The following is a 21657-nucleotide window of genomic DNA, read 5'->3' as shown; positions in this document are numbered from 1 at the left end:
ACGAGAATGTCCGCTTCTGGCCGATAGCGGACATTGGGCGGCTGATCGGATGCTAATGTCCGCTTTCGACCCGAAGCGGACATTGGGACCGATCGACAAGGAGTTGAACTCGATGGCGCAACTGGCTCGAAGTTGGTTTCTGCACATTGCCGCGGCCCTGCTCCTTATCAGTTCCGTACGCCCATGCCTCGCTCTTGGAGGCACTGTGACCGATCCGCCGGCACAGACGGGCGCTATGGGGCCATCGGCACGTCTCACCGGGCTCTACCGGTTTGGCGGGGACGGCGAGCTCTGTTTCCTGCCTTCAGCGCGTTCGGTCGCGCAATTGCCGGAATGGAAGGGCGGCAGCCGCCTGTGTTTCGTGAACCACGATGCGTTCGACGTTTTGCACGTCCGCGATGTCGCACTGGGGGAGGGGGAGCCGCGCATCTGCGGCTTCGAAGGTCACGCGTCGGTCGTCGTCGAGAACCTGCGGTGGGCGGATAAGGAGGGCGAGTGGCGGTATGAGGGAACGCTGGTCGAGGCCACCGACCTTGGGGCGCCGTCCTGGATCCGGTGCGGCGATGTGCAGGACCGCTGTTACACGCTGAGGGATGCCGAGGCGATGGAGGCCCTCGTGCCGATCGAGCGGCCTTCCGTAGTTGAGGATTATCGCTGGACGCCCGTACCCGGCATCGACCTGGACGCGGACGGCCTTGCCGATCGCATGGCCCTTGGGAGCAGCTTTTCAACCAGTCATTCGCCCGGCGACCCGCAGGAGCTTTCGTACACGGTCAGCTCGACAGGAAAGACATTCGCCGTCGACTTCCCGGTGATTGGGTTGAAGCGGCAGGACGGGTCGTACTACGTCCGGGGCGTTACTTATCCGGCTTCGGACGCCGGCCCCTATGCCACCAAGCGCGTGGACGTACTCAGTATCACGCGCAACGGGCTTTTGCCCGTCTGTTCGTATGAGCTTCCTTAGACCGCTTACTGGTAGCTCCGGGTTGTTCGCCTGGTTTGGAGGTCCGTCATTCGCAACGCTGACCTGCGCGGAGCTGAGTTCGATGATTCGAAGCCGTTCTCGCTGGATTGAGGTTGCTGCGAGTCAGGGCGCTGATGTCCGCTCGTGGCCGATAGCGGACGGTCGGTCAGTCGGGCTCGCAGGACGATGCTATGTGCTAGCTACAAAGAAGGTCCCTGTCATCGGACAGGGGCCTTCGCTTATCGACGAAACAGATAGAGCCGAACTCGCGGTTCGTGGGCGCTCACGGCTTCCTGTTGCACCCCGCCGACTCGGTCGGATGCTGGGCGAGGTAGGCCTTCTTCGCGGCCTCGCAAGCGCCACTGCTAGGATGCTCGCTGACGTCCCTGCAGTTGTGGTGCGCGGAGTCCGTGCAGGCGGTGAGTCGGTACACCACGGGCGCTGGCGGCGCGGCTGCAGGTGCCGGGGCCGGCGCTGTCGTCGCGCAGGCAGTGGCGGCCAACGAGAAGGCGAGCGCTGCGGGAATCAGGCGAATCGTACGCATGGTGTTCTCCGGTTAGACAATCAGAACTTGCAACACTTCAGGCCCTTGCCGATCTGGCCGACCTTGACGCCTTCGATCTTGATGCCGCCGGTGCTGACGGTGATGTCAGGCGTCGCGGCGTCGATCCATTCCTTGGCATCCTTGCCGGCCTGCTTCAGCGCGGCGTTCCCTTGCGCGATCGCTCGGTTGAGCTCATCCCTCACCTTGCGCACCGCCTCCGCCATCTGATGCGGGTCCATGCTCAGGCGTGCGACCTGCCACGCCTGGAAGGCTATGCTTTCCGCTCCGAGCGCCTTGCGCAGTTCTTCCTCGATACGGTCGTAGGCCTTAGTCAGGGAGTTGTTCTTGCCGAAGCAGCCATCGTCGCCGCCGATGCCGTCGTTGAGGCACTTGTCCAGTTCGCGATAAAGCAACTGGCCGCCCGCGCAGGCCACAAACGGGGCGGGCTGACCGCGGGTTGCCATCGCACACTGGATGGCGATCGCCGACTCGGCATTGGGATTGAAGAAGGTCTGGCCGAATGCGCAGTAGCCCAGCGTCCAGTAGTCGGGCTGCTGGCCCTGCTGCATCTGCTGGCGCGCGCAGTTGATCAGGCGCGCGGTCTGCGGGTCGGCCTGCTTCGTGGCCATGCACACCGGATATTCGTTCCAGTTCGTACCGTTGGCCTGATAGCATTCCGCCACGTCCTGGACCGACTTCCGCTGGCCCGCGGGCAGTTCGTTCCCGAGCAGGCACAGCCCGGCGGCCGTGCCATCGCTGGCCGAACGGACGCACTCGACGGCCGCGCGTTCCTTGCGGCCCATCGCCTTCTCGGCGCCGCACAGGAACAGCTCGTCGCGATCGCCGGCGGCACGTGCATAGCACTCCTTCGCCTGGTCCAGCGACATCAGCGCGGGCACGCCCGGGAATACGCCCGGCTGGAAAATGCCCATCGGAATGCGTGCGCCGTTGGCCGAGGGAACCGTCGGCATCGTTGCCAGCACGTCCTGGCCGAGATCGAACGGCACCGTCTGCTGGATCGGCAGATAGACCGGCGGCGGGAACTGCGACGCCCATGTCGCCTGATACCTGCACGAACCGACCACTTGCCAACCAGTCTGGGTGGTCGCCACCAAGTTGCCGTCGCGGGCGAGCCAGAACGCGACGCCTGCCGAGGCGGACTTGATCTGCGCCAGATGGATGCCGGAGGCATCCGGGATGGAGGCGAAGACTTCCTTGGGGCCGAAGAAGCCCGGCCGGACGAACTGCGTCACCTTGTCATATGAACCATCGGGAAAGTGGCGGACCGACTCGACGATGTCGAGCCGGCCGCGGTTGTCCATGCAGTCGCCCACTGCATAGGACTGGGCCGCAGCCTGGCTCGTGAAGCATGCGAACAGGCCGATGGCGGCCAATCCTCTGAGCAATCCTTTCATTCGTTCCCCCTTCGTCCAGTGTTTCTGCGGCATCAGGCCGCGTTCCATTGGCGCGAATTGCAGGCCTGGCGCGTCGCGTCCTGCGCGTGGGCCGGCGGGCGTCCCGTATCGCGCACGCACAGCCCGGCCAACGCCATGAACAGGCGCGTCCCGATCGTTTTGCGTGGTGTCCCCTATGACTCCGACGCCGAGGATAGGGGGCCGGAAAGCAGCTCACAAGCGAGGCTCGGGGCGGGGGCGGTGTCAGTATGCTTTGATGGGAAGTGAAGCGTTCGCCGAGCTAGGCCGTAAGAGGTCAGCTTCTGCATCGACCCGAAACGGCTATCGAAGTGAACTTGCTTCGGGCGCGCTCGGGGCGAATCAAAGGGGAAACATGAAAAGCCCGGCTGCACCCGGTAGCGCGAGAACGTCCGCTCCTGGCCGATAGCGGACGTTCGGACAGGACGGCCGGCGGCCGGGCTGCTAATGTCCGCTTTCGACCCAAAGCGGACATTCCAAGGACCCCGATGCATCGCCTCGCACACCTGGTTGATGGTCAGTGGGTCGCTCACTCGTACCCGCCAGTCTTCATTGCTGCAGATCGCATCGTGGCCGGAGTACCACACGGCGATCCGAGGATGTTTGCGCAGTTGATCGAGTGCATGGAAGCGCCGTACTACCTGCTCTATGTACTACACACACCGCGTGGCGAGGCTGAGGCCGGACGTTACCAGAGTCCCGCTTTGTCGCTTTGCGATATCAACGAGTTCCTAACCAGATTCGTCCCTTTTCTCTCGGCAGATGCGCGTTTCGACCTTTGGGCCCACTCCCCGGGTAGCGAGGGCACCTTGGTCTGGGATCGCCACAACCAGTTGTTCGGGTACGGGCCCGTCGATAGGTTTTCCTCCAAACTGACGTCTTTGGGCTTCTTCGATGGCACTCCCGAAGTACCAGTACCCCATCAACATCACTATCGTGCGGAGTTCGATTCGCTCGCCAAGGAAGTCATGACCGCGTTTGAGTGGTCCTACTCCCCACTTCGGCCAGAAGACGAGCAGTGAAGCTGGGGCCGCGAATGACCGCTTCTGGCCGATAGCGGACATTCAGCCGATCGAAGCGGGCTTGGCGATGCTGATGTCCGCTCCCGACCCATAGCGGTCATTAGTCAGTCAATTCGACCTTTCATTCAAGCCGACACCGCTCCGCGGTGCGGCTTAGCTCTGGCGTTGGCGAACGACCGCTTGTGGCCGTTATCGGATGGTGGGCAGGGCCTCTGCCTGCCTGCTCGCCACCCCGTCTAGGTATTACCTCGCGGTGCGAACAGCAGGTCGGCGACAGTGTGCAGCCCTTTCAGGAACTCCTCGCGAACGGCCGGACTATGGTCACTCTGACGATAACGCTCATCGTGCGCGGCCACTCCCCGAAGTGCGGTCGCGCAAATTGAATCGCGCGAAGGGGATGCTTCGATTAGAGCCAACAGCGCCCATTGCATGGCCGTCAACTGACCTTCCTGGAAAGCATCTTTCGCGTCCACGGGAACTCCTTGGAAGCTGGCCACGGGCGGCCAGTACAATGCGATTGCGATATCGGGTTCGACCAAAAGCGCAAGGAGGACTAGCCGTTGGCCTTGACCTCGCAGATGACTTTCCAAACTTGCTCGCCCCGAGAGTCGGGAACCACTGGCTCGAAAGTACCCATTGTTCCCTGGCGGTGGATCACATTTCCGACCTTGCCATAGGCGATTGCGTTGAGAACTCGCTGAGTCCGGTCGCCGCAATCAGTCTCAGCAAGCCAAAGCAACTTCACGGCCCCTTTAATCGGGGCATCAAGGGCGGGGGTGGAATAGTCCTCCCGAATCCAAGCCTTTGCGATCGTTCCTCGACGTACATACGACTCTTTGTCGTAGGCCAGCGTCACTGAAGGGTTGTGGCCGACGTAACTCCATTTCGGGTCGTCGATGTATGAATATTTGATCGTGCGTGCGGTCGTCGGGTCCACGCCTTCAGGAAGCTTCGTCGTGTAGTGGCGAACCTCATCCTTGATGTAGCTGTAGACCGTGCCTTGCTTGATTTGAAGTTCCTGAGCTGCGGCCAAAGACCCGGCCGAGAACCCACAAATCAGAAGCACCTTGAGCATTTGTCTAATCATGTGTCCCCCCCGACACTGGACCTCGCAATACTAGTCTAGGGGCAGGCGGTGTCCGCATCGAACGACGCAGTTGCATGAGCGAAGTGCCAGTTCGTTCGATGAGTGGCCTACGCACCAGACCGGGGGTTTGAAATTCAGCCGACCAGGGACTGTGTAGGGACTGGACTTAGCGCGCGTCAAACAAAAAGGGCCTGCATTTCTGCAAGCCCTTGAAATAAATGGTGGCCGGGGAGGGAATCGAACCCCCGACACGGGGATTTTCAATCCCCTGCTCTACCAACTGAGCTACCCGGCCATTCCGCAACGGTCAGGCCGTGCGAGGAGCGGAATGATACGGATGGGCGGCGGACATGGCAAGCCGGATCTGCGCTGAACGGGTCGGTCCGCGCGGCTGGCGCCCGCGACGGGCGGGTGCATCATGGCGGCGACGGTCCCAGCCGCAGCCGCGGTGGCTGCACGGAGTCATCGATGAAAGCCCTTGTTTTCTCGGTTCTTTCGATCTTCGCCTTCAGCGCCTGCGCGAGCGACCCGCGCACTACCGATGCCGAACGCCTGGCGCTCTATCGCGCCAATGCCGGAGCGCCGGTCGGCAACTTCCAGTACTTCGGCCGCCTCGACGGCTGGACGCCGCTGGGCAACACCGCACTGGCGATCTGGACGCGACCCAGCACCGTTTACCTGCTGGAACTGGGCGGTACCTGCCAGGACCTGGACTTCGCCAACGCCATCACCGTGACCAATCAGATGGGCCGCGTGTACGCACGCTTCGACAAGGTGATCGTGCTGGGGCGGGGCACCAACCAGATGCCGTGCTGGATCCAGGAAATCCGCCCCATCGACGTCAAGGCGCTCAGGGCCGCCGAGCAGGAAAAGCGCGAGGCCCAGACCGCCGAGCGCGAGAAGGCGACCTAGGTTTCGTTTTCCGGCGGCACGTAGCCCGCGGGCTTGGCTGCGTCGCCGCCGAAGAGGAACTTCACCATCTCGGTTTCGAGGAAGGCGCGGTGCTGCGGGTTCATCGGCGAGAGACGGTTCTCGTTGATCAGCATCGTCTGGTGCGCCAGCCACGCGGTCCACGCCGCCTTGCCGATGTGCGCGAAGACGCGCTTGCCCAGTTCGCCCGGCCAGGGCACGAAGTCGAGTCCTTCGGTCTCGCGCTTCTCGTATTCGCAATAGACGGTGCGGGGCATTTCAGGCGTCCTGGTTCGTGAGCAGCTTGCGGATCGGCGCGGGAATGCCGAGCGAGGATAGTTCCTCGCGGGCGACCCAGCGCAGCGCGTCATTGTCGCCGATCCGGTCGCCCGGTTCGGCGCGCATGCGCACGGCATGCAGCTGCAGTTTGTAATGGCTGAAGGCGTGGTCGATCGGTGGCAATGCGTGTGCGCTGTCGTAGTCGCCGCGCAGGTGCTCGTCGAACCAGCCGCGCGCGGCCGTCGCGTCGTCGGCCTGCGGCAGCGTCCACAGCGATGCCCAGATGCCGGTCGGTGGACGGCGTTGCATCAGGATGCGGCCCTGCGCGTCTTCGGCCCACAGCACGTGCGCGTATTTCTGCGGCGGTGTCTTGCCCGGCTTGGGCGTGGGCAATTCCGCCGTGCGACCTTCGCGGCGCGCGATGCAGTCGTCCTGCAGCGGGCATAGCACGCAGGCGGGGTCGGCGCGCGTGCACAGCGTCGCGCCCAGGTCCATCTGCGCCTGCGTGTAGTCGGCCAGGCGCGTATCGGGAAGCTGCGGACTGGCGACGTGCGTATCGACCAGCGCCCACAGCTTCTTCTCGATGGCCGGAAGACCGGGGTAGCCGTCGATGCCGTGATAACGGCTCATCACGCGTTTAACGTTACCGTCGAGGATCGCGTGCCGATCGTTCCACGCCTGCGATGCGATGGCCGCCGCCGTGCTGCGACCGACGCCCGGCAATGCGGTCAGCGCGTCCAGGTCGCGCGGAAGATCGCCACCGTGAAGTTCGATGCACTGCTTGGCGGCCGCGTGCAGGTTGCTTGCGCGGGCGTAGTAGCCCAGACCCGACCACAGCGCGAGCACGTCGTCCAACGGCGCCTGTGCAAGATCGCGCAAGGTCGGCAATGCGGCGACGAAGCGTTCGAAATACGGCGCGGCCGTCTTCACCTGCGTCTGTTGCAGCATGATTTCCGACAGCCACACGCGGTACGGCGTGCGCGGATGCTGCCAGGGCAGGTCGTGACGGCCACTCACGTCGAACCACGCGAGCAGGCGTGCAGGGAAGTCGCGTGTCGTGCCGGGTTTCGTCATGGGGTCGCGTCTTGGGCGAAATCGATTTCCACGCCTTCCAACGTGGCACCGGCGATTTCGATCTTCGGGCTGGTCAGGCGTCCGTCCAGTGGCGGCAGCGGCGTGCCGCGGTCGATGAAGTCGAGCCAGCGCAAGAACGACGGCAACTTGAACCGACCATCGAAGCGCGTCGCATCGCGTTGCAGGCGCAGCGCCGTGGTGTCGGAAAAATCGGCGCGGCCGCGGTATTCGAGCACGAAGGGCAGGGGCGAGGTCGATGCGATCAACGGCGCCGGAAGCGCCGGCCACGCACGCGGCCATGACGACATCGTGCCGTCGAGCCGCAGCGCGAGCGTGTCGCCGAACGACAGCGCGCCGGCCGCCTGAAGGCTGGGAATCACGCCCGTGCCGTACACGACCGCGCCCAATGGCACCACGCGCAGTTCGCCGCCGTGAAAACGCACCGGACCGGCGAGACCGTAGGTAAAGCCCAGATCGGTGTCGTCGTTGCGATAGCTGGCGTCGGCGCCCAGGCGCATGCCATCCAGTCCGATGCCGTCGTCGCCGTTGTGCAGGCGTCCGGACAGCCGCGTGCGCATGGGCATCGTCCACGTCTGCGACTGCACGGTGACCTGCCCGACCACGCCCAGCCCGGCGCGCGCAGCCGGACGCGTCAGCGCCGCATGCACGTCGAACGGGACGCGCACCTCGCCCGTCGCGAGACGACCGCGCAAGCGTGCACGCGCGGCGCGATCGGGGTGCAGCGAAGCCAGGTCGGCGTCGATGGCCTCCACGCGCCAGCCGTCGCCGATCACCCGACCGCGCACGATCTGCAGGCCGTCGGTCAAAGTCGGAATGCGTACTTCCTTCGTCGGCGGCCGCGTCGCCTGCCAGCGTTGCAGCGCGGCCAGGTCGAGTTCGGGTGCGTCCAGTTCGATGCGGCGCACCGTCAGGTCGGCGCCGCGCGCGCGGATCGTCGACCAGGGCAGTTCCAGTTGGATGCGTTCGGCGCGCAGCACCGGCGTCTTCGCACCGGGCTGGCGCGCGACGACATCGCGGATCGCCAGCATCGGCGTGCCACGCAGGCGGTATTCGCTGGCGCCGCTGGCGGTGATCTCCAGGCCGAGCGCGTTGCCCACCTGCGCCAGGATCAACCCGGCGACACGGCTGGGCCGCGAGACCCAGTGCAATGCGAACGCGAGCAGCGCCAGTGCGACCACCAGGGCGACCAGCGCGATGCGGCGCCGGCGCCGTGGGGGCGCGTGTGGTGAAGCTTGCGGTTCCGGCGCGGCCATGCGGTGCCGGCGCCGCGTCAGGCGCCGAGGGATTCGGGAAGCAGCGCGTCGACGAAGGCCTCGGCGTCGAACACGCGCAGGTCCTCCGGTCGCTCGCCGATGCCGGCGTAGCGGATCGGAATGCCGAACTCGCGCGCCAGTGCGAACACGACGCCGCCCTTCGCGGTGCCGTCGAGCTTGGTCACCACCAGCCCGGTCACGCCGACCGCCGCATGGAACTGGCGCAGCTGCGAGAGCGCGTTCTGGCCGGTGGTGCCGTCGATCACCATCAGCACTTCATGCGGCGCGGTGGCGTCCAGTTTCTGCAGCACGCGCTTGATCTTGCCCAGCTCCGCCATCAGGCCCTGCTGCGTATGAAGGCGGCCGGCGGTGTCGGCGATCAGGACCTGCGTGCCGCGTGCCTTGGCGGCCTGCAATGCGTCGAAGGCGACGGACGCCGCATCCGCGTTCTGTCCCTGCGCTACCACCGGCACGCCGTTGCGATCGCCCCAGGCCTGCAATTGCGCGACGGCCGCGGCGCGGAACGTGTCGCCGGCGGCGAGCATCAGCGGGCGGTTCTCGTCCTTGAAGCGTTTGGCGAGCTTGCCGATGGTCGTGGTCTTGCCGACGCCGTTGACGCCCACGGTCAGCAGCACGAAAGGTTTCGCTTCGGTGTCGATCTGCAGCGGCTGCGCGACGGGCTTGAGCATCGCCAGCAGATCGGCGCGCAGGGCGGCCAGCAGGGCATTGGCGTCGGCGAACTCGCGCGCCTTCATGCGCTTGCGCAGCGATTCGATCAGCTGCGTGGTCGCGCTCACGCCGACGTCGGCGGTGATGAGCGCGGTTTCGATCTCGTCGAGCAGGTCGTCGTCCAGGCGCGGATGGCGCGAGAACAGGCCGTTGAAACTGCGTGCGAACGTGGATCCGCGCAGGCGCTCGCGCCAGCCGGGCTTGCCGGGAGCGGCGGGGGCGACCGTCGGCGACGGCGCGAGGGGCGCGGCGGCGAGGTCGGGCGCGGCGACGGGCTCGACCTCCAGCGCGGCGGCGATCACCTCGGCTGGAACGGGTTCGACGGCGAGGGGCGTGCTTTCGACGACGGCCTCCTCGACAGCGACGGCCTCGACCGCAGCGGCTTCGACGGGGGCGGATTCCACCGGCGCCGGCACATCGGCATCGGCTTCGCGCGACGGAAATGCCGCGGCCAGTTCCTCGATGCTGTAGTGCTCCTGCGCGCTCCCGGGCTTTGCCGCGTCGGCCGGGGTCTGGGGCTTTTTACGACGGAAAAAGTCGAACATCGAGGCGGCGTGGGGGAATGCGCGAGAATGCGCACATGCTAACACCGGCCCTCGCGCAGCCCCGATGAACAAAGCGTCCCGACGTCCGCCCGCCGCGCCCTCCGGCGCGGGCAAGGTCCGCATCATCGGCGGCCGCTGGCGCAACACGCGCCTGAGCGTGCCCGACGCGGCCGGCCTGCGACCGACCTCCGACCGCGTGCGCGAAACCTTGTTCAACTGGCTCATGCCGATGCTCCCCGGCGCGCGCGTGCTGGACCTGTTCGCCGGCAGCGGCGCGCTGGGGCTGGAAGCCCTGTCCCGCGGCGCGGCCGGCGCCACCCTGGTCGAACGCGATCCGGCACTGGCGGCGGCATTGCGCGAGACCGCCGCGCGCCTTTCCGGTGGCGAGGCGGCGTCGGTGATCCAGGCCGATGCGCGGGGCTGGCTGGATTCGCAGCCGGCGGAGGGATTCGACCTGGCCTTCGTCGACCCGCCTTTCGCGGCCGGACTGTGGGAGGCCGTGCTGCCGGGCGTGGCGCGGGTCCTGCGGCCCCAGGGCTGGCTGTACGTGGAGGCCCCGCACGAGGCGGCCTTCGCGGTCCCGCCGGACTGGCGCCTGCACCGCGAAGGCAGCACCCGCGAGGTGCGCTACGCGCTCTACCGCCGGACGCCCTGATGCCGTACGGGCCGGCCGCCGGTGCGCCGCCGCCGCTGCTACACTGCCGGCCGCGCCGGCCAGCCCGGATTCCGGCGCCCGTGCATGACCTCCGAATGACCGTGGCCCGCAACCGAATCGCCGTCTACCCCGGCACCTTCGATCCGATTACCAACGGCCATATCGATCTGGTCGACCGCGCCGCCCCGTTGTTCGAACGCCTGATCATCGGCGTGGCCGAGAGCACGGCGAAGGGACCGGCGCTGCCGCTGGCGCTGCGCGTGGACCTGGCCCGCCAGGCCGTCGCCCATCACCCGCATGTGGAAGTTCGCGGCTTCGACTCGCTGCTGGCGCATTTCGTGGCCGAAGTCGGCGGCGGCGTGCTGCTGCGCGGCCTGCGCGCGGTGTCGGACTTCGAGTACGAATTCCAGCTGGCGAGCATGAACCGCCACCTGATCCCGGACGTGGAGACGCTGTTTCTCACCCCCGCAGAACAGTACGGCTTCATTTCCTCCTCGCTGGTGCGCGAGATCTCCCGCCTCGGCGGCGATGTCTCCGGCTTCGTGCCGCCAGCGGTCGCGACGGCGTTGCAGGCGCAATGGCAACGCAGTACACGCTGATCCGGCACCATCGGATCGAACGCTTCACCATTCCAACACCAACACTCGAAAGACGAGGGGAACCCCGATGAAGACCACCACCCGCCTGCTGCTCATCGCCTGCCTGTCGATGCCGCTGCTCACCGCGTGCAACAAGAAGGACGAGCAGACCACCGCCGTCGCCGAGACCGCGCTGGCCGCGCCGACCACCACCGACAGCACCGCGTGGGACACCTACCTGACCGAGGTCGTCAAGCGCAACATCGAAGGTGCGACCAACGTCTACCTGTACACGCTGCCGGACCCGGCCGGCGCCGACTTCCAGGGCGAGTACGACCGCCAGCTGGAGAAGGCGCAGGGCGACGTGGCCCGCGGTGGCGTCGACGGCACGCTGCTGGCCTACGGCTCGCAGAACTCCGCCAAGTCGGCCGACCTGGCCGTGGCGTCGTTCGCCCAGGCCCAGCCGGGCACGATGAAGGGCGTGCGCGTGATGTTCATCGGCGCGCAGGCCGACGCCGAGCGCGTGAAGGCGGCCGTGGAGCCGTCGGGCGCGAAGTTCGAGTTCTTCGAAGCCAAGTGACGCTCCGCCGCGTGGCCGCGCAGTGGCCACGCCTTGGCGCAACGTCATCCCGGTGAGAGCCGGGATCCGGAACGGGCCCGCATTGCGGGCCCGTTTTGTTTTTTCCAGCTCCCCGGAGAGCAGGGGAGATTGGGAGGGGCGCGAGTGCCGTGCGTTGCCGCGCCTGACTTCACCCCTCCCCAACCCTCCCCTGCAAGCAGGGGAGGGAACGGAACACAGCGTCCATTCGCGCAAGGCCCCGTCCCGCGTCCGCATGCGACAATCCCCGCATGTCCCTCAAGATCAACGAGCTCTGCGTCAATTGCGACGTCTGCGAACCGGCCTGCCCGAACCAGGCGATTTCGCAGGGCGAGACGATCTACGTGATCGACCCGGCGCGCTGCACCGAATGCGTCGGCCATTTCGACGAACCGCAGTGCGTGGTCGTCTGTCCGGTCGAATGCATCGACCCCGACCCGGACCATCCCGAATCCAACGAGCAGCTGCTGGCCAAGCTGGCGAAGCTGCAGCAGGAGAACACCTGATGCGAATGACGTTGCGTGCGCTGGCAAGCCGGACCCTTCTCACCGCCAGCCTGATGCTTCTCGCGACGTCACCGCTGACCGCGGCTCCCAAGCAAGCCGCCACGAAATCCACCGCCGCCAAGCCGCCCGGTGCGGCCATCGCCAGTGCGCACGCGCTCGCCACCGACGCCGGCATGGAGATGATCCGCCAGGGCGGCAACGCGTTCGACGCGGCGGTCGCTGTCTCGGCGATGCTGTCGGTGGTCGAGCCGATCAGCTCCGGCATCGGCGGCGGTGGTTTCTTCCTGCTGCACGATGCGAAGAGCGGAAAGGACGTGTTCGTCGACGCGCGCGAGACCGCGCCCGAATCCGCCACGCCGCAGGCATTCCTGGACGCGCAGGGGCAGCTGGACAACGATCGCGCCACCAATGGCCCGTGGTCGGCGGGTATTCCCGGCCTGCCCGCCGCACTGGTGCATGTTTCGCGGAAGTACGGCCGCCTGCCGCTGAAGACCGCGTTGGCGCCGGCGATTCGCGTGGCGCGCGAGGGCTTCGAGGTCTATCCGCGACTGGAGCGCGGTTACGCCAGCCGCCGCGCCGTGATGGAACGTTACCGCGGCACGCGTGAGGTTTTCCTCGCCGACGGCACGCCGCCGACGGCGGGCGAAATCCTCAAGCAGCCCGATCTGGCGCGCACGCTGGAGCTACTGGGCGAGAAGGGCTTCGACGGCTTCTACAAGGGTGAAGTCGCGTCCAGGCTGCTCGCATCGGTGAAGGAAGAGGGCGGCCACTGGCGGGCCGAGGAACTCAGCGGTTATCGCGTGAAGGAACGCGAGCCGCTGCACTTCAAGTATCGCGATTGGGACATCACCACTGCGCCGCCGCCGTCGTCGGGCGGCGTGGCGATCGCGCAGATGTTGCAGATGCTCTCGGGCTGGGAACTGGCCAAGCTCGATGAAGCCACGCGCACGCACCTCATCGTGGAGTCGATGCGCCGCGCGTTCCGCGACCGCACGATTTACCTGGGCGATCCGGACTTCGTGAAGATGCCGGTGGCGCGCCTCATCAGCCCGGAGTACGCGGCCGGCCAGCGCGCCAGCATCCATCCGTCGAGGGCCACGCCGAGCGACCTGCTGCCGGGCCAGCCCGCGCCGCTGGAAGACGACGAGACCACGCACTTCTCCATCATCGACGCCGACGGCAATCGCGTCTCGACCACGCAGACGGTGAACCTGCTCTACGGCTCGGGCCTCGTGGTGCCGGGCACGGGCGTGCTGCTCAACGACGAGATGGACGACTTCGCGCTGCGCCCGGGCACGCCCAACGCCTTCGGCGTGATGGGCTTCGCCGCCAACGCACCGGCGCCGGGCAAGCGCATGCTCAGTTCGATGACGCCCAGCTGGATCGAGTCGAAGGACGAACTCGCCGTGCTCGGTGCGCCGGGCGGAAGCCGCATCATCACCGAAGTGCTGATCGGCATCCTCGCCTACGATGACGGCAAGACCGCGCAGCAAGTCGCCGCGCATCCGCGCATCCATCATCAGTGGATGCCCGATGTCATCACCGCCGAGCAGGGCGCCCTGTCGCCGGAAACGGTGAAGGCGCTGGAAGCAATGGGGCACAAGGTGAACGCGGGCGAGAAGACCTGGGGCAACCTGCAGACCGTGTCGTGGAACAAGCGCACCAACACGCTGGAAGGCGGCACCGATCCGCGCAATCCGGTGGGCAAGGCGGATGTGCTGGTGAAGTGACGATCCGACGCGTCGCCGCGCAGCGGCGATGCCTTCGCCGGGATGACGGGAAAGAGGCAAATGCGACGCAGGAGGGGCCATGCGCCATCACCGCCCTCTACGTTCTATTCGAATTCAACCCCCGCAGCGCTAAAATCAACCCGTCACACGCAACGGTGCCGCCATGAAACTCTGGTCCATCCTCGGCAACAGCCAGAAGCTCGACGGCGGTGCCATGTTCGGCAACGCGCCGCGCGCGATGTGGGCCAAGTGGTCCACGCCCGACGACGAGAACCGCATCGCGCTGGCCTGTCGCGCGCTGCTTGCCTCGCCGCTCAATGGCAAGACGGTGCTGTTCGAGACCGGCATCGGTGCATTCTTCGAACCCAAGCTGCGCGAGCGTTACGGCGTGGTCGAGGATCGCCACGTCCTGGTCGAATCGCTGGCGCAGGCCGGCTTCAAGCCCGAGGACATCGACGTCGTCGTGCTTTCGCACCTGCACTTCGACCACGCCGGCGGTCTGCTTGCGCCGTGGAGCGAAGGCCAGGCGCCGACGCTGCTGTTCCCCAACGCCACCTACATCGTCGGCCGTCGCCATTATGAGCGCGCGCTGGAACCGCATCCGCGCGACCGCGCCAGCTTCATTCCCGAGCTGCCCGCGCTGCTGGAAGCCACCGGCCGACTCGAACTGGTGGACGGCGAGTATTCCGACGCGCTCGGCGACACCGTGCGCTTCCACTACAGCGACGGCCATACGCCGGGGCTGATGCTTGCGGAAATCGTCGGTCCCGATCGCGTCGACGGCGAGTCGCACGGCGGCGTGGTGTTCTGCGCCGATCTGATTCCCGGCCGTCCGTGGGTGCACGTGCCCATCACCATGGGCTACGACCGCAACGCCGAACTGCTGATCGACGAGAAGAAGGCCTTCCTCACCGACAAGCTGCGCCGCAACGTGCATCTGTTCTTCACCCACGATCCGCAGTGCGCGCTTGCTCAGGTGGTGCGCGACGAGAAGGGCAAGTTCGGCACCGCACACGAAGTGCCGGAGTTGCAGGCGAGGGCGCTGGCCGCATGAAGTCCAGGCGCGCGGCGTTCGCGCTGTCGCTGGTCTTCGCGCTGCTGATGGGCGCGGCCTTCGCGCAGGCCGATGCCGGCGAAGAGCCGATGGATCCGCCGACGCCGGGCCAGGCGTTGCGTGATCGGGATTTCGGTGTGGTCACGCACCAGTTCGGCCTGGACCGCCAGGTCGAGATGTACCAGTGGCGCGCGCAGGCCGGCGGCTACACGCAGGTCTGGAGCGCCGGGCCGATCGACTCCTCGCGTTTCGCCCCCGGCCACCAGAATCCGGCGAAGCTTCCGCTGGAAGGCCGACGCTGGCTGGCGCAGGACGCGAGGCTGGATGGAAAGCCGATCGATCCGTCGGTGCTGCAGACGCTGGGGCAGTGGCGCGTGTTCCGACCGAACTTTTCGCGCCTGCCGGCGAACCTGGCCGCATCGTTCCAGCCGGAAGGTGACGGCCTGGGCAGCGCGGAGAATCCGCTGGAGCCCGGCATCGGCGACCTGCGCATTTTCTGGCGCGAACTCCACCTGCCGCCGCTGGATGGCAAGGTGGAGTTGCGCGGTGGCCGTTGGCAGCTGACGCCGGTCGCGGCGGCGCAGGCGCTCAGCGGCGAGCGTGCGTCCACGGTGGTGGAGCTCCCCGACAACGAAGACCGCAAGCTGTTGCCCTGGTTGTTGGCCGGCGCGGTCGTACTGGCCGCCATCGGCCTGGTCTGGCGTCGACTGCGCCGTCGCAGCGCCGCACGTTGAGCGTCGGCAGGGGCGCGTTGCCGCTGCTGACATCCCGTGTCAGCAACCCGTCCGATAATGGGGCTCCCTGAAGACGGAGCTTCGACGTGACCTTTCTCGTCTCATGCCATTGCGGCGCCACGAAGATCCAGGCGGCGGACATCCCCCGCTCGGCCAAGGAATGCAATTGCAGCTTCTGCGCCCGCACGGGCGCGGTGTGGGCGTACTTCGCGCCGGGTGAACTGACCTTCCTCTCGCAGGAGGATGATCGGACCTACTCGGCCAGCGGCATGAACCGCCACCACTTCTGTGGCTGCTGCGGCATGCACACCTGGGGCGATTCGCCGGACTGGGCGTCGGCCTACGACCCCGACGGCAGCGCGAAGGAAGGCTTCACTGCCGGCACCGTGCCGGAAGCGCGCATCTACGCGGTGAATCTGCGCCTGGTGGACGATCTGGACTGGTCGCAGATCACTGTCGAGAAGATGGACGGCCGCAACAACTGGTGAGCCGCCGGACGGAGAGCGTCGAGCGTGACGCTTCCGGCGGCCATACCCCTCTCCCTGGCCGCCTTCGGCGGCCTGTCCCTCTCCCGCAAGGGGAGAGGGGAAGCGCCGGGCATTTCGTGCGAGTTGCTGGCTGTCGCCGCCGCAGCTGCTGTTGCTGCTGCCGTCTCCCCTCGCGGAAACCGACGGGGCGGAAGAGGGGCGCGCGAAGCGCGACTTCGCCAACTACCCGCTATGCCGCGTGCCGAAAATCTTGTCGCCCGCGTCGCCCAGCCCGGGCAGGATGTAGCCCACGTCGTTGAGACGCTCGTCGATGGACGCGGTGAACACTTCCACGTCCGGGTGCTTGGCCTCCAGCACGCGCAGGCCCTCCGGTGCGGCCACCAGGAACAGTCCCTTGATGCGCCGGCACCCGGCGGCCTTGAGCATGTCCACCGTGGCGACCAGCGTGCCGCCGGTGGCGAGCATCGGATCGAGGATGATCGCCGTGCGCTCGTCCATGCGGCCGGTGAGCTTCTCATAGTAGCCCACCGGTTGCAGGGTGCGCTCGTCGCGCTGCAGGCCGACCACGCCGACCTTCGCCGCCGGAATCAGCTCCAGCACGCCCGGCAGCATGCCCAGGCCGGCGCGCAGGATCGGCACCAGCGTGACCTTCGCGCCCTTGATGCGGCGCGTCTTCACCGGCCCGGCCCAGCCCTGCACGACCGCTTCCTCGGTTTCCAGGTCCGCGGTGGCCTCGTAAGTGAGCAGGGTGGCGACCTCGGAGGCGAGCTCGCGGAACTCCTTGGTGCTGATGTCGCCCACGCGCATCAGGCCGAGTTTGTGCTGCACCAGCGGGTGGCGGACTTCGACGATTTTCATGGCACACAGCCTAGCGCAAAGGCGCCGTGCTTCACCCGGTCCTTCCCCCGGCGGGCGTAGGGTCCGCCCCGGTGGCGTTCGCCGCGCGCAGCGAAGGAGGGCACGATGGCCAATCCTGCCGTCACCTACGAACGCGAGATCGTGCCGGCGCTGTTCCGGCCGTGGGCCAACGTGCTGCTGGACATCGCGCATCCCGCGCCCGGGGAGCGCGTGCTCGACCTAGCCTGCGGCACCGGCATCGTCGCCCGGCTGGCGGCGGTTCGCATGGGCGGCGGCGGGCGCGTGGTCGGTTTCGATCTCAACCCGGCCATGCTCGAGGTCGCCCGCGACGCTGCGCAGCGCGAAGGCCTCGACATCCAATGGCAGCAGGGCGACATGACCGCGCTGCCGTTCGACGCCGGCAGCTTCGACCTCGCGCTGTGCCAGCACGGCCTGCAGTTCGTGCCCGATCGCGCGGCGGCGCTGGCGCAGATCCGGCGCGTGCTGCGGGCAGGCGGGCGGCTGGCGCTGACCACCTGGCAAGGGCTGGAGCACCACGCGTTCTGGTCGCACTTCAACGACGTGCTGGTGCGCCTGATCGGCATCCCCGCGATGGCCGCCCCGTTCGCGTTGAGCGACGCGCAGGTGCTGCGCTCGCTGCTGGAAGAGGCGGGGTTCTCGTCGGTGGAGATCCGTACGCACTCGATGCCGGCGACGTTTCCAGATCCAAACGATTTCGTTGCGATGGAAGTGGACGTGATCGCCGCCGCCATTCCCGCCACGCAGCACCTGGACGATCGCGCGCGCGCGGAACTCACGCGCGCGGCCGAAGCCGAAATGGCGGCGCCCATCCGCCAGCAACTGCGCGATGGGCGCCTGGTGGTCCCGATGCATGCGCTGCTCGCGCACGCCATCGCCTGAGCCGGACGCCCGCATCGTGCGGGTGTCCGGCGTGGGCGATCAGAACGAGTAACGCATGATCAGCTGGTACACCGGGCCGGAGTTCTCGGTCTCCAGTTCGAACTCGTCGTAGTCGCGGTCGAGCTGGTCGGCGGCGTTGTCGAACTTGTGGAAGGTCTCGTCCTTGTGCGCGTCCAGCAGGTTGGAGCCGGTCACGCGCAGCGACATGCGATCGCCGAAGCGCTTCTCGACGAACACTTCCAGGTCGCCGTCGTAGTGCGTCGAGACTTCCTCGGCGAGCATGCGCGAATACGCATCGCCCTGGCGGCGGTAGCTGGCGCCGAAGGACATGCCCCAATCGCGCAGGTCCTGAATGAAGCCGACGTTGTAGACGTACTTGGCCTGGTTGTTGAAGCGGCGTTCGCCGAAGGCGTCGTCGACATTGCTGTCCAGCCACGAGTAGTTCACGAACAAGCCCGTGTCCGGCAGGCCCAGTGCGGTCAGCGGCGTGGACAGGTCGAACTCGATGCCGTACACGCTGCCGTCGCCGACGTTGCGCGCGGTGTAGACGAAGCTGTCCGGATCGAATTGCGGATAGCCCGGCGTGGTCGGCGTGGCGCCCGGATTCTCGTCGAGGAACTCCTCGACCTCGTCCTCGAAATCATCCTGCGCGGTCGCGCTGGGCTCGCCCGTGTTGACGATCTCGATCAGGTCCTTCACGTCGCGATAGAACACGTTGACGCCGAACACGCCGCGCGCGCCCAGGCGCCGCTCGTAACCGAAATCCACGCCCCAGGCGCGTTCGGGATCGAGCGTCGGGTTGCCGGTGAAGTCGTTGTCGCCGAACTCTTCCTCCAGCGTCAGCGGCAGGATCTGGTCGAAGTTCGGACGGCGCACCGTGCGGCCCAGCGAGAGCAGCAGGCGGTCGGCGCTGGTGAAGTCCCACTTCAGGTGCGCCGACGGCAGCAGGGTGCTGTAGTCGTTGGACGCGCTGTCGTCGTCGAAGGCGACGTCGACGTCGGTGCTCTCGTAGCGCAGGCCGGCTTCCCAGGCCAACGCGCCGGCGGTGCCGGAGAACATCAGGTACGGATCGACGCGCGTCTCGTCGATGCGGCTGTCGTTGCGGTCGAACTCCTCGTACGGCGGCAGCGCGTCGCCTTCCTCGTCGGTCGAGACTTCACTGACCTGCAGCGTCGTCTCGCGGCGCTTGTCCATGAAGTCCACGCCGAACTCGAACATCGCCCCGCCCACGCCGCGCCTGTGCGCCAGCTTGAACGTGCCTTCGCTGTCGCGCGTGTCGGTCAGCGTGCACGTGCCTTCGCGTTCGTCGAACTCCGGCGGCGTTTCCTCGTCGTCGAAGCTGTCCTGCTCTTCGGTCGATCGCGTGTCGTCATCGAAGCGTGCGTAGTCCAGGTCGAACTCCGTGCGTCCGCCGGCCATGTCGAACGCGTACTCCACGCCCAGCGACCAGTTGTCCTGCTTGATCTTCTCGACCTGGTCGTTGACGGAGAGCAGGTTGTTGCGGCTGGTGCTGGTGGGGTCGTTGTATTCCAGCGAATGCTCGGTCTCGGTGCGGTCGGTGCGCACGTAGAAGCCGTCGACCGACAGGCGGCCGGTGCCAACGTCGCGCGTGTACGACAGGTTGGCCGAATAGTCGTCGCCGTCGCGCGTGTCGGCCTGGTCCTCGCGGTCGACGAAGTCGCCGCCCGGTTCCTCGAAACGGTCGCTGCGCTTCTGCTTCGGGTTGTAGCGCCCCTGCACGTTGAAACCGCCGAGCAGACGGCCTTCGCCGACCGCGCCGCTGGCCACCGCGCCGTAGGTCGGCTTCACTTCACCGTCGTCGAAGCGCAGCGCGCCCAGGCGCACGTACTTTCCGTCGAACTCGTACGCATCGCGCAGCACGATGTTGAGCGCGCCGGCCACGGCATCGCCGGAGCGATTGGCGCTGGTGCTGCGCACGATCTCGATGCGCTCGACCAGTTCGGCCGGAATGCGGTCGACGAAGAACGAGCGGTCGTTGCCGGCGCCGGGCACCTTCTTGCCGTTGATGAGGATCTGCGTGTAGCCCGGATCCAGGCCGCGCAGTTGCGCGCCGTCGTAGTCGAGCACGTCGGAGACGAACGCGACGCTCGGCACGCGCTTGAGCATGTCGCCCACCGTCAGCGGTTCGAAGCGCTGGAAATATTCCAGGTCGTACGACAGCACCGGCGCGACCGCGTCGGTGCGGTTGCGGTACGCGATGTCGGCCTGCACGACCACCGAGTCGAGTTGCTTCGGATCCGGCGAGGCATCGGCGGGCGCTTCGGCCGCGAACGCGGAAAATCCGACCGGCGCGACGAGCGCGCACCACAATGCGCGCGACATCGTCGCGGCGAGCACGTTACGTTTCATCGAGGTTGCATCCCCATGCAGGACGAGCGGCGCGTTCGGAAGCGACATGCCCCGAAGCCGCGAGCTCCGAAGCCGCGTGTTGTACGCACCCCGCATGGCGGAAATATGACGATCGCACACGACCGTGGTGACACGGCAACGTCACATTCGGTGCGTACAAATCCGCGCTTTGCTTACGCGTCTCCAGGGGAATCCATGTCGCTTCGAGTAGCCATGCTTGTCTTCGCGTCCTGCCTTGCCGCCTGCGCCACCACAGCGCCCGTCGCGCAGCACGACCGCGAACCCGACGAAGCCATGGAAGTCGACCCGCTGTTGAGCCAGGCCGGCATCGCGCACAAGGTGATCGCCGAAGCGTTCCTCACGGCGGCCACGCCGCTGGACAACATCGACTCGCCCGCGAGCTGGCGCGCGCCCGACGGCAAGCGCTGGCTGATCGCCACGGGCAAGGCGAGCGATCGGCTTGTCGTGTACGACGTCGATACCGGCGTGACGCTGCGCACGGTCGGTGGCCCGGGCGCGGCGCTGGGGCAGATGCAGCGTCCCAACGGCATCGCGGTGATCGACGACTACGTGCTCGTCGTCGAACGCGACAACCAGCGCGTGCAGATGTTTCATCTGCCCGATTTCAAGCCGCTGCTCGTTTTCGGTGCTGAAGATCTGAAGCAGCCTTACGGCCTGTGGGTACGTGCGCAGAAGGACAGCCTGGAAGTCATCGTCAGCGACAACTACATGTCGCCGCAGAACGAAGACCTCCCGCCGCCGCTGGCCGAACTCGACCGGCGCTACAAGCGCTATCAGCTGCGCCGCGTGCCGGGGGGCTGGGATGCACGCCTGATGGGAACCTTCGGCGACACGACGCAGGCCGGCGCGATCCGCATCGCCGAGTCGGTTTTCGGCGACGTCGAGCACGACCGCCTGCTGCTGGCCGAGGAAGACGTCGCCACCGGCACGCGCCTGCGCGAGTACGGGTTGGACGGCAGCTACCGCGGCCGCGACATCGGCGCGGAGCTGTTCAAGGCGCAGGCCGAAGGCATGGCGCTGATGCGCTGCGCGGGCGGCACGGGGTTCTGGATCGCGACGGACCAGTTCAAGGACCGCAGCCTGTTCCATGTGTTCGACCGCGTGACGCTGGCGCACCTGGGCGCCTTCGCCGGCAAGAAGACGGCGAACACCGACGGCGTGTGGCTGGATCAGTCGGGCGACGCGCGTTTCCCGCAGGGCGTGTTCTACGCGGTGGACGACGACCAGGCGGTGGCGGCGTTCGATTGGCGCGACATCGCCAAGGCGCTGTCGTTGCCGGCGTGCAGGACGAAGTGAGCGGCGTGC

General features: G+C 66.9%; 22 protein-coding genes and 1 tRNA gene. 13 read left to right on the top strand and 10 right to left on the bottom strand.

Annotated elements, in window-relative coordinates; translation table 11 throughout:
- The first annotated feature begins 55 nt into the window (after positions 1-55).
- Positions 56-964 carry a hypothetical protein gene (locus JI752_RS09580; RefSeq protein WP_216962884.1) on the top strand — a complete coding sequence of 303 codons (909 nt, stop codon included), beginning with the start codon at positions 56-58 and terminating at the stop codon, positions 962-964.
- 564 nt (positions 965-1528) lie between these two features.
- Here the strand turns inward: JI752_RS09580 and JI752_RS09575 are convergent.
- The gene (locus tag JI752_RS09575) at positions 1529-2971 is read right to left on the bottom strand and encodes a hypothetical protein (protein ID WP_216962881.1); all 1443 of its coding nucleotides are present in this window, start codon (positions 2969-2971) and stop codon (positions 1529-1531) included.
- A gap of 458 nt (positions 2972-3429) precedes the next feature.
- Between JI752_RS09575 and JI752_RS09570 the strand changes: the two genes are divergently transcribed.
- Entirely contained in the window at positions 3430-3963 is a 534-nt protein-coding gene (locus JI752_RS09570) for a hypothetical protein (RefSeq protein WP_216962878.1), read from the top strand.
- 236 nt (positions 3964-4199) lie between these two features.
- Here the strand turns inward: JI752_RS09570 and JI752_RS09565 are convergent, their stop codons facing one another.
- The 3 genes from JI752_RS09565 to JI752_RS09555 form a co-directional block, all read right to left on the bottom strand.
- Positions 4200-4436, bottom strand: coding sequence for a hypothetical protein (locus tag JI752_RS09565; RefSeq protein WP_216962877.1), 237 nt, complete (start codon positions 4434-4436; stop codon positions 4200-4202).
- An 80-nt stretch (positions 4437-4516) separates the two neighbouring features.
- Positions 4517-5038, bottom strand: coding sequence for a surface-adhesin E family protein (locus JI752_RS09560; protein ID WP_216962874.1), 522 nt, complete (start codon positions 5036-5038; stop codon positions 4517-4519).
- Between the two features lie 231 nt (positions 5039-5269).
- Positions 5270-5345, bottom strand: a tRNA-Phe gene (locus JI752_RS09555).
- Between the two features lie 173 nt (positions 5346-5518).
- Between JI752_RS09555 and JI752_RS09550 the strand changes: the two genes are divergently transcribed.
- Positions 5519-5962, top strand: coding sequence for a DUF6491 family protein (locus tag JI752_RS09550; RefSeq protein WP_216962872.1), 444 nt, complete (start codon positions 5519-5521; stop codon positions 5960-5962).
- Here the strand turns inward: JI752_RS09550 and JI752_RS09545 are convergent.
- The 4 genes from JI752_RS09545 to ftsY are packed head-to-tail and all read right to left on the bottom strand — an operon-like array spanning position 5959 to position 10085.
- Positions 5959-6237: an oxidative damage protection protein gene (locus JI752_RS09545; protein WP_216962869.1), complete on the bottom strand. Its 279-nt coding sequence runs from the start codon at positions 6235-6237 to the stop codon at positions 5959-5961. The two genes, JI752_RS09550 and JI752_RS09545, sit on opposite strands and share 4 nt — an antisense overlap.
- A gap of 1 nt (position 6238) precedes the next feature.
- Positions 6239-7312: an A/G-specific adenine glycosylase gene (mutY, locus tag JI752_RS09540; protein ID WP_216962866.1), complete on the bottom strand. Its 1074-nt coding sequence runs from the start codon at positions 7310-7312 to the stop codon at positions 6239-6241.
- Positions 7309-8586, bottom strand: a complete 1278-nt coding sequence (locus JI752_RS09535) for a hypothetical protein (protein WP_216962863.1) — start codon at positions 8584-8586, stop codon at positions 7309-7311. Before JI752_RS09535 ends, mutY begins: the two co-directional genes overlap by 4 nt.
- 17 nt (positions 8587-8603) lie before the next feature.
- Positions 8604-10085, bottom strand: coding sequence for a signal recognition particle-docking protein FtsY (ftsY, locus tag JI752_RS09530; protein ID WP_342315847.1), 1482 nt, complete (start codon positions 10083-10085; stop codon positions 8604-8606).
- Here ftsY and rsmD point away from each other — a divergent pair.
- The 8 genes from rsmD to JI752_RS09490 all read left to right on the top strand — a co-directional run bounded on the left by rsmD (position 10018) and on the right by JI752_RS09490 (position 16203).
- Complete coding sequence (rsmD, locus tag JI752_RS09525) at positions 10018-10515, top strand: 16S rRNA (guanine(966)-N(2))-methyltransferase RsmD (protein ID WP_342315846.1); 498 nt, start codon at positions 10018-10020, stop codon at positions 10513-10515. The two genes, ftsY and rsmD, sit on opposite strands and share 68 nt — an antisense overlap.
- A gap of 95 nt (positions 10516-10610) precedes the next feature.
- Complete coding sequence (gene coaD, locus JI752_RS09520; RefSeq protein WP_216962842.1) at positions 10611-11114, top strand: pantetheine-phosphate adenylyltransferase; 504 nt, start codon at positions 10611-10613, stop codon at positions 11112-11114.
- 67 nt (positions 11115-11181) lie between these two features.
- Positions 11182-11673, top strand: coding sequence for a hypothetical protein (locus JI752_RS09515; RefSeq protein ID WP_216962827.1), 492 nt, complete (start codon positions 11182-11184; stop codon positions 11671-11673).
- A 269-nt stretch (positions 11674-11942) separates the two neighbouring features.
- The gene (locus JI752_RS09510; protein WP_216962823.1) at positions 11943-12197 is read left to right on the top strand and encodes a YfhL family 4Fe-4S dicluster ferredoxin; all 255 of its coding nucleotides are present in this window, start codon (positions 11943-11945) and stop codon (positions 12195-12197) included.
- A gap of 53 nt (positions 12198-12250) precedes the next feature.
- Complete coding sequence (gene ggt / locus JI752_RS09505; protein ID WP_254200623.1) at positions 12251-13927, top strand: gamma-glutamyltransferase; 1677 nt, start codon at positions 12251-12253, stop codon at positions 13925-13927.
- 163 nt (positions 13928-14090) lie between these two features.
- Positions 14091-14981 carry an MBL fold metallo-hydrolase gene (locus tag JI752_RS09500; protein WP_216962817.1) on the top strand — a complete coding sequence of 297 codons (891 nt, stop codon included), beginning with the start codon at positions 14091-14093 and terminating at the stop codon, positions 14979-14981.
- Complete coding sequence (locus JI752_RS09495) at positions 14978-15715, top strand: TMEM43 family protein (RefSeq protein ID WP_216962814.1); 738 nt, start codon at positions 14978-14980, stop codon at positions 15713-15715. The genes JI752_RS09500 and JI752_RS09495 overlap by 4 nt, the downstream gene beginning before the upstream one ends.
- Positions 15716-15801: 86 nt before the next feature.
- Positions 15802-16203 (top strand): hypothetical protein, encoded by a 402-nt coding sequence (locus JI752_RS09490; protein WP_216962810.1) that lies wholly within the window; start codon positions 15802-15804, stop codon positions 16201-16203.
- Between the two features lie 222 nt (positions 16204-16425).
- On the opposite strand, the gene upp is transcribed toward JI752_RS09490, so the two are convergent.
- On the bottom strand, positions 16426-17061 hold the full coding sequence (upp, locus tag JI752_RS09485) for a uracil phosphoribosyltransferase (protein ID WP_216962807.1): 636 nt from the start codon (positions 17059-17061) through the stop codon (positions 16426-16428).
- A gap of 105 nt (positions 17062-17166) precedes the next feature.
- On the opposite strand from upp, the gene JI752_RS09480 reads away from it, so the two are divergent.
- Entirely contained in the window at positions 17167-17961 is a 795-nt protein-coding gene (locus JI752_RS09480; protein ID WP_216962804.1) for a methyltransferase domain-containing protein, read from the top strand.
- A 39-nt stretch (positions 17962-18000) separates the two neighbouring features.
- Here the strand turns inward: JI752_RS09480 and JI752_RS09475 are convergent, their stop codons facing one another.
- On the bottom strand, positions 18001-20331 hold the full coding sequence (locus tag JI752_RS09475) for a TonB-dependent receptor (protein ID WP_216962801.1): 2331 nt from the start codon (positions 20329-20331) through the stop codon (positions 18001-18003).
- Between the two features lie 195 nt (positions 20332-20526).
- On the opposite strand from JI752_RS09475, the gene JI752_RS09470 reads away from it, so the two are divergent.
- Entirely contained in the window at positions 20527-21648 is a 1122-nt protein-coding gene (locus JI752_RS09470; RefSeq protein ID WP_216962796.1) for a phytase, read from the top strand.
- The last annotated feature ends 9 nt before the right edge of the window (positions 21649-21657 follow it).

Source organism: Lysobacter sp. MMG2, assembly GCF_016735495.2.
Classification (GTDB): domain Bacteria; phylum Pseudomonadota; class Gammaproteobacteria; order Xanthomonadales; family Xanthomonadaceae; genus Lysobacter_J.
The sequence above is the reverse complement of the archived record's forward strand: the minus strand, read 5'-3'. Positions and strand labels throughout refer to the sequence as shown.